This is a genomic window from Campylobacter coli LMG 9860 (genome assembly GCF_000254135.1).
GTDB lineage: Bacteria > Campylobacterota > Campylobacteria > Campylobacterales > Campylobacteraceae > Campylobacter_D > Campylobacter_D coli.
In genome coordinates this window covers 1-7,244 of record NZ_AINS01000070.1, presented here as the reverse complement: position 1 = coordinate 7,244, position 7,244 = coordinate 1, and the positions used below count along the sequence as shown (strand labels likewise).

Sequence of the window (7,244 nt, the reverse complement as noted above, 5' to 3'; positions counted from 1 at the left end):
TTAGCCTATTATTAATTGTTTATATGGTAAAATAGATTTATCTCAAAAGCCTATTTTACCAATGTTTTCACTTTCAAATGGTGTTTTTAACCCATTCAGATTCAACTATCGAAAGAACTCTTGCAGTTTTGTAAATATTATCATGCGGATTTAGTATAGTTCTCACAGCGTAATACTGCTCGTTTTTTACCTCCTCTTTTTCAACTACAACTATCGTATCAACTGATTCTTCTTGAAGTTTCAAAGGAATGTATAAAACTACCCTTTGCTTATAAGCTGCAGGAATAATCATCTTTTGAAGATTATAATTATCTTTGATGATTTTCAATTCACCATTAATAATGTGTCCTATGAACCTATCATTTAGTTTTTTCACAATTTCAGGTAATCGCTCTTTTCTCTCAAAAAGATGCAAATGATTTACTCTAAAATCTAATTTACTATCAAAAATGATTTCATTTTTGAATGTATCATAATCGCTTAAAGATTTAGGTATTTCTAAATCATCTAAAACTCTATCTCCATTAGAACAAAATTTTCTAAAAATATATCCTCCATTTTCCTGCTTTTCAAAGTATGCAAATATTGGAAAAACACCTGTGCTGTACAATCCTGTATTAAAGCATGCTTTTGTTTTGTCTTTATTATAAGTAATAATATCAGGATAGCTTTTATTTTCGTAAATGAACTCAAAATATTTAAATAGATAAGAAAATAAAATATTATTTCCGTTTCCCCAAAATTCTTTTTGAGTTATATTAGAAAGCTCTTGGAGTGTATTTAGAAAATTTGGAAAATAGGCAAATTGAAACAACAAAGGTTTCTCTTCAACTTTGTTTTGAATTTGATCACGATTTGAAGTCTTGTTTCTTGTGATAGCTTTTTTAACATAAACTAAAGAAGGTTCGTTTTCATCTTTTTCAAGATCAAAGCCTGCTTCTATTAATGCCTTACTACAATTGATTTTTAAATCATATTTTCTTTTCAAATATTGACTGATATGTCCTGTAGTAACATGGTCAAATTTAGTTTTACTATCTTCATAGGCTTCTAAAATTAATTTTTCTATGTTTTTTTCCACGCTAAAAACCTAATTGTCCCTTCTTATAATCTTCTAAACCTTTCAATAGTCCAAAAAGTATGTCAGAATCAACCGCTCCTTCAATAGGAGTGCCTATTACTTTTCCTGTTGGAGTTAAAATATAAGTTGTTGGAGTTACACCATTAAACAATAAGTCTTTAGGTATTAATCCATTGGCATTTAAATCAGAAATAGCAACAATGAAATTTTTGTTAAGGTATTCCATTAAATCTCTATTATTTAACACATCATTCATAAGCTTGTGACAATATTCGCAAGTGTTTGAAACCACAAAAAAAATCATTAATTTTGCTTCTTTTAATGCTTGCTTTTGTGCTACATATACATCATCGTAGATTTTAGCCTCTAGCACCATAGGGCTAAAGGCTAAAAAGATAGCTAAAAATAAGATTCTTATTTTTTTTATCATGCAATATCCTTTTTAGAATAATCCTGCAATCTGATTTGCAATTTTATCTTCTAAAATAGGCGTAGCTTCAGGAAGTTTAAGTCCTGTTTTCACAGCTTCTGCAAAAATAATAGTATTTTTTTCTATATATTTGCCTTCATAAGTTTGTTGTGTATTATTGATTTGATTTGAATTTAAATGTCCTACTTTATCACTGCGAACATTTCCGCCAAAGCTATTTAAAAAGCCTGAGCTTTGGGAATCTCTTACGCTAGCTTGTCCGCTAACATTACCACTAGAAGTTAAAACTTTACCATCAGCTTTTTGCTTGATATTAATATCTACTTGCATTTGCCAAATTGTATCTTCGGTAAGTTTTCCTAAAAGTCCTCCTACTAAAGCACCTGCAGCACCTGCAGCAACCATACCTCCTGCACCGCCGCCATTATAGCCACTAACTGCCACACCCGTAGCACCTCCTGCAACAGCACCGCCTACAGCATTATTTTCTTGTTTTTTATCACAATATAAAATATTAGTACTTAAAATATAATTTGCTTTATCAGGATCATCTATAACTTTATATCCTTTAGCTTCCAAAGCACTTCTTAATTTAGGTTCTAAATTTACATCATGTCCGCTTGTATTTTTGATATTTAAAAATACAATTCTTTTTTCCTTAGCTACAGGATCAAGAAAAATACTTTGACTCATTGTTGCATTAGTTTGTAAAGTAGTTGTTAAACAACCTGTGAGTAAACTAGCTGCCAAAACGCTGCACATTCCTGTTTTAAAAATAGTTTTATTTATTTTCATTGTTTTCCTTTTTATTAAATATTTTTTCAAAAATTTCTTTAACATGTTTTTTGAATTTAGCGCGATCCTCTTCTGTTTCGCCTGTTAAATTATCTAAGCCTTTTTCTAAAGTTTTAAGAAACTTTCCAAAATAATCCTTTTCCTGCTCTTTTGCATGGTATTCTGAAAATTCTTTAGAAATTTTAGATTCTAAGTAAGTTCTAAAAAATTCTGTTTTATTTAAAACAACTTCTAAGTATTTCATAGCTTTTGCTTCTATCTTATACTTGTCGTTTACAAAAATATCAACTAGATCTTTAAATTCTAAAATATTTTCAATCTCAATAACTTTTATAATATTGATTGTATTTGAAAATTCATCAGTTTTGATATTATTTAGAATTTCAACTGCATTTTTTTCCATTTTTTCCTCCTTTTTTATGTGTGAATTTGTTTTTTTTTCTTTTTAATATTTCAACTTGTTTATCCTCCTCTTCTTCTAATTCATTAATACTTTTATCAAGGCACTTAAGATCTCTTACCTCGGTTAGTGCGTTAAAAGATGCTTCATCTAAAATAGAATGAATTAATTCTTCTCTTTGTTTAAATAAATCATCTTTACGCTTTTCAAGAATTTCCATTCTTATTTCCGCTTCTTTGATTTCACACTCTTTTAAAAATTTTTCTTTGTTTGCTTTTTCCTTTTCTATTTTTATGAGTATTATTTTTTCTTTTAGCTTTTTAAAACAATTCATTTTTCACCCTTATTTAGTATAAAAATTGCTATTCATGTTTTGAATAAATCTTGCAAGTCCATCACTTTTAGCTTGTTTATTTATTTCGCTTAAAGCATAATTAATGCTTGTTTCACCATAAGCCACAAAATATTCTTCATTGGTATCTGCAGGCGTGTTTGTCATTTTCTGATAATCTTCTACAATAGGATCGTAGTTTTTAATAAAAATCACAGCAGGAACTTTAGTAATATTAAATCTTCTAGTTACTTTTGGATTAATTTCAATATTGTAATAATAAAAATTATTTTTATCTTCTTTATTTTTGTTATTAGGGTCTTTAACTAAAAGATCTTGCAAATAAGAAAAAGTAGGATTAATATATCTTGCATCATTTCCAACCAATCCTCTTAAAACAAAGGTTATATCGGTTTTTACATTTTCAAGCAACTTAAAATAGTTTTGAATGCTTGATTTGTCCATTGAAGAAGAGATCACTATGAATATTTTTTCATTAGGATTTAAATATTTGTTTGTGCTGATAAGGTGTTTAGAATTTTCCATTTGATTAATCATATCTTTAGTATTTTGCGAATACTCGCCAAGATATTCATTAAAATTCATGCTTTTATCATACAGAATATAGTTTTGGTTATCGACAATCTTTTTTTCAAAAGCATCGCTTCTTCTCATATCGGAAACAATTTTAGCACTTTTATTAGCTTCTGCGCTTTGGTTAAACTTTATGTCATATCTTTTTTTTATTTCATCCTTTGTTAAATTCATATCTTGTCTCATAGAACTAAGGTTAAAATCTTTAGTGTTTTTATAAAGCTCATCGACTGAAATTTTATTTTGCATTGCAGCTTTATCTTTTAAATATTTATTATGAAATATTTGTTCTTTTGTCAAATTATCATCGATTGCAAATAATGATGAACATAGCAAAATAGAACCTATGATTTGTTTTTTCATTTCTTTCCTTTCTTGTTAGTTTTTTCCAAGCTCTATCATTTTATGAATAGGAGCTGTTTTTTCAATATGCTTAAAAACAACCAAGCAATCTTCGATTATAATGTTTGCTTCTTCTTCAGTAAATTTTTCATTAAAAAGCGTAATTAAATCCATTTTCATACACTCGTTTAATTTGCTAAAATCTTTATCATCAAAGCTATTAATAATTGAAGCTAGATATGCTTTATGTGCTTCACTTTTTTCTTCAAGCCTTTTGCTTACCCTACAAATAAACAAAGTTATAGTGTATAATTTTCTGTCTATTTTAAATAATAATGAAAATAGTTTTTCCCAAATTTCTTTATCAGAAACAAGAGAAATAATCTTTTCTAAGGCACTGTTCTCAAGTTCTGAAATAATATTTTTTTCATTTTCATACAAAGACAATTCATCAATTAATTGATTTAATTCTTGTGAAATTTCATTTTTGTAAGTATTTTCATTCAAGCAAGGCTCTTTTCCAAAAAAAATAAAGTTTGGATTTGCATTGAAGGTTTTGATCAATCTTATAATAAACTCGCTTGTTGGTCTCAATTTTTTATTTTCGTACCTTGAAACAATTGCTTGATTGATGTTTAAGTTTTTTGCAAATTCTGATTGAGTTAAATTTAATCTTTCTCTAAGTTCTTTTATAAACACAACAAAACCTCCATTTTATATACTAGAATGCACAACACTCTTTTTTCTTAAAAACCATAAAAGTGAAATTATCTCCTGCTACAGGATAATTTTTGGCAAAGCTCCATAAGATACCACTTTGTCCTATGCCCATACCCATAGGATGTGGAACAGGTGCTAAAATTTGCAATCTATAGGAAGATTTTCTCCAAATAGGCATAGGGTATTCTCCGCAAAGCCCTAATTGTCCTGCACTTTCCCAAAGTATTAATTCTCTATGAAGTTTATAAATCATAGAACCTGCAACAGAAGCAGCATCTTCCACATAATCTTTTGAGCCTGTATTACCTGAAAGTGGGTAAGCATTCCCCCAAGAACCCTTACACCAAAACAATGGATCTAAAGCCACATTGGCTTGAGCTGATACGCTATCTGCCATACAAGCAAGATTTGAAATAGGATTGCCAAATAATAAAGCCTCAGGATTGATCAAGGCTGTTAGTTCATCATCTTGCCATAAGGGATCTACTTCGGTCATATAAGCTATATCCACGCCACTTGTAATATTCATACATGCAGCATCAATTAAAATTCCTACCATGCCAATAATAGGATATATATAATAGTGAGATTGATAAAAGACTCTTGCTCTATCATGTCCATCACCTTTGGTTCCTTTTGAAGCTGTAAGCATTTCAGGCATACCAAAACCTAGTCCCACAAAACAATAAGGATCTTTTACGCTATCTAACATTCTACTAGGCTCAAAATATCCTATAGGAATTCCTATGCGAAAAAATAAAGGTGGTGGAGCAGGGCATATACATATAGGAGAGCCTACTGAACCTTGCGGATCAGGCATAGGTCCTTGTATAACTTGTATCCCTGCGATACTAATAGGAAAAATACATTCCCAACAAAGTTCTGTTAGGCTTATAAGTATTTGACTTGGATTTGGAGCGCAAACAGCTTTAGTCTCGCTTGGGTGAAAAAACAAACAAGCAGCAGCTACTGCGCTGATTAAATGAGCCTTGAATTTCATATTAATTTCCCTTTTTTTAAATTTCTTTTATGCTTAAATTATTATCAACGATTTTAGTTTTATTATTCTCCATGCAAGGAATACAAATCTCATGAATCTGTATCTTATTGTCAATTTGTTTTATAATGCTTGGAGTTTTTTCTATCTTAAATTTTTCGCGAATTTGTGGATTCAAATAAAATACTTCTTGCTTAAGCTCTTGGTTTAAATCATAGTAACTTCCTTCTGAGAGCAATAATCTATAAGAAACTTGATTAGAAAAACCACTTTTTTTAAACCATTCAACTTCTTTTTTATTGTTACCATTAATAACCACCATTGCATATGAAAGCTTTACATAATCAGCAGGATTAAATTTAAAACCCTTTGGATATAAAATATCTCCATTTGCATTTTTAATATCTTGATCCAAAGTGTATGTTAAGTCAGGATAAAAGATTTTATCCTCAAGGGCAGGTTTTAATGGAATTAATCCTTTAGGTTGATAATTTTTGACATTTTCTCTTGCTTGTTCTCGAGTCTTGAAAGCTTTTTGTTCTATTTGTGCTTTATTTTTTTCAATGAATTCTTGTATAAGCTCTATCATATCTCTTTCTGCAAAATCTTTAGTTTTGCCTAAAATCATTTCTTTGCTGCCGCCTGCGTATAGAACACTAGCTAAAATTATAGTACTAAAAAATATTTTTTTCATATCTATCCTTAATTATTTATCTTTTTCTAAAATTGCATTATCAAATAAAAATAAAGTATTGTTGATGATGTCATCTTTGTTTGTAAGTCCTGATTTAACTCTTTGCCAAATTGCTTCTCCTTTTGAATTTCTATAAACAAAGAAATTTTCAGGAGTTGTTGCAAGTTTAAATTTCGAAATTAAGTCTTTACGCTCATCTACATTAACATATTCAACATTTACACCATAATCACTTTGTAGCGAGCGATATATGCCTTTTTGTTTTTCATTAATTTCTTTATTTAAATCGCTAACAAAAACAACATAAGAAAAATCATCCTGATGAGCTTTATAAAAATTATTTATTTTTTCTTGTTTTTGTCTAAACATTTCGCTTCTACCAAATTTGTCATCACGAATTTCTGGATACTCTAAGTTTGGATTTTCTAAAAGATTTAAAGCCCAAACTTTAGCAAATTTTTCAGATTGATCAACTTGCCACTTATTCATAATTTGCATTGTCATCACATTTGTTTTTGTAGGATTCATGATGGCTATTTTTCTAACTTTTTCGAAGGTTTCGGTAAATTCTTCGGCTGTTAAAAGATCTAAATTATTTAAAGGTATAGAAGCAATAAATAAATCATCTGCATTCATTCTTTTTTGGATTTTGGTTTCATTTTTTTCTTGTGTGTTGTTATTATCAGCAAGCTCGTAGTAAAACCAACCACGCTTTGAGTCTCCAAAAAAAGTGCTTGCTTGCAAAAAACAAGCGAGAACAAGAATTGTAGTAGATATTTTCACCGTAAAAAACCTTAATTATAAAATATTTGAATAATTATATCATTATTTTTAAAAAAATATATATTTGAAATATATAT

At 29.0% G+C, this 7,244-nt stretch carries 10 protein-coding genes; all 10 read right to left on the bottom strand.

Features of this window, described 5'->3' with window-relative positions:
* Nucleotides 1-73: 73 nt before the first annotated feature.
* The 10 genes from CCO88_RS08505 to traF are packed head-to-tail and all read right to left on the bottom strand — an operon-like array spanning nucleotide 74 to nucleotide 7,167.
* A complete protein-coding gene (locus tag CCO88_RS08505) occupies nucleotides 74-1,081 on the bottom strand; it encodes a DUF3825 domain-containing protein (RefSeq protein WP_002840161.1) in 1,008 nt (335 codons plus the stop codon).
* A gap of 1 nt (nucleotide 1,082) precedes the next feature.
* The gene (locus CCO88_RS08500; protein ID WP_002794795.1) at nucleotides 1,083-1,511 is read right to left on the bottom strand and encodes a thioredoxin family protein; all 429 of its coding nucleotides are present in this window, start codon (nucleotides 1,509-1,511) and stop codon (nucleotides 1,083-1,085) included.
* 12 nt (nucleotides 1,512-1,523) lie between these two features.
* Entirely contained in the window at nucleotides 1,524-2,306 is a 783-nt protein-coding gene (gene traT / locus CCO88_RS08495) for a complement resistance protein TraT (RefSeq protein ID WP_002840159.1), read from the bottom strand.
* A complete protein-coding gene (locus tag CCO88_RS10705; protein WP_002840157.1) occupies nucleotides 2,293-2,709 on the bottom strand; it encodes a hypothetical protein in 417 nt (138 codons plus the stop codon). The genes traT and CCO88_RS10705 overlap by 14 nt, the downstream gene beginning before the upstream one ends.
* Nucleotides 2,690-3,040 (bottom strand): hypothetical protein, encoded by a 351-nt coding sequence (locus CCO88_RS10700; protein ID WP_002840155.1) that lies wholly within the window; start codon nucleotides 3,038-3,040, stop codon nucleotides 2,690-2,692. The genes CCO88_RS10705 and CCO88_RS10700 overlap by 20 nt, the downstream gene beginning before the upstream one ends.
* 9 nt (nucleotides 3,041-3,049) lie before the next feature.
* Entirely contained in the window at nucleotides 3,050-3,994 is a 945-nt protein-coding gene (locus CCO88_RS08485) for a TrbC family F-type conjugative pilus assembly protein (RefSeq protein ID WP_002794790.1), read from the bottom strand.
* 15 nt (nucleotides 3,995-4,009) lie between these two features.
* Nucleotides 4,010-4,672 carry a helix-turn-helix domain-containing protein gene (locus CCO88_RS08480; protein WP_002840153.1) on the bottom strand — a complete coding sequence of 221 codons (663 nt, stop codon included), beginning with the start codon at nucleotides 4,670-4,672 and terminating at the stop codon, nucleotides 4,010-4,012.
* A 22-nt stretch (nucleotides 4,673-4,694) separates the two neighbouring features.
* Nucleotides 4,695-5,693, bottom strand: coding sequence for a TraU family protein (locus tag CCO88_RS08475; protein ID WP_002794785.1), 999 nt, complete (start codon nucleotides 5,691-5,693; stop codon nucleotides 4,695-4,697).
* A gap of 16 nt (nucleotides 5,694-5,709) precedes the next feature.
* Nucleotides 5,710-6,384 carry a chromosome segregation protein ParM gene (locus CCO88_RS08470; protein WP_002840150.1) on the bottom strand — a complete coding sequence of 225 codons (675 nt, stop codon included), beginning with the start codon at nucleotides 6,382-6,384 and terminating at the stop codon, nucleotides 5,710-5,712.
* A 12-nt stretch (nucleotides 6,385-6,396) separates the two neighbouring features.
* Complete coding sequence (gene traF / locus CCO88_RS08465) at nucleotides 6,397-7,167, bottom strand: conjugal transfer protein TraF (RefSeq protein ID WP_002794781.1); 771 nt, start codon at nucleotides 7,165-7,167, stop codon at nucleotides 6,397-6,399.
* Nucleotides 7,168-7,244: the final 77 nt, after the last annotated feature.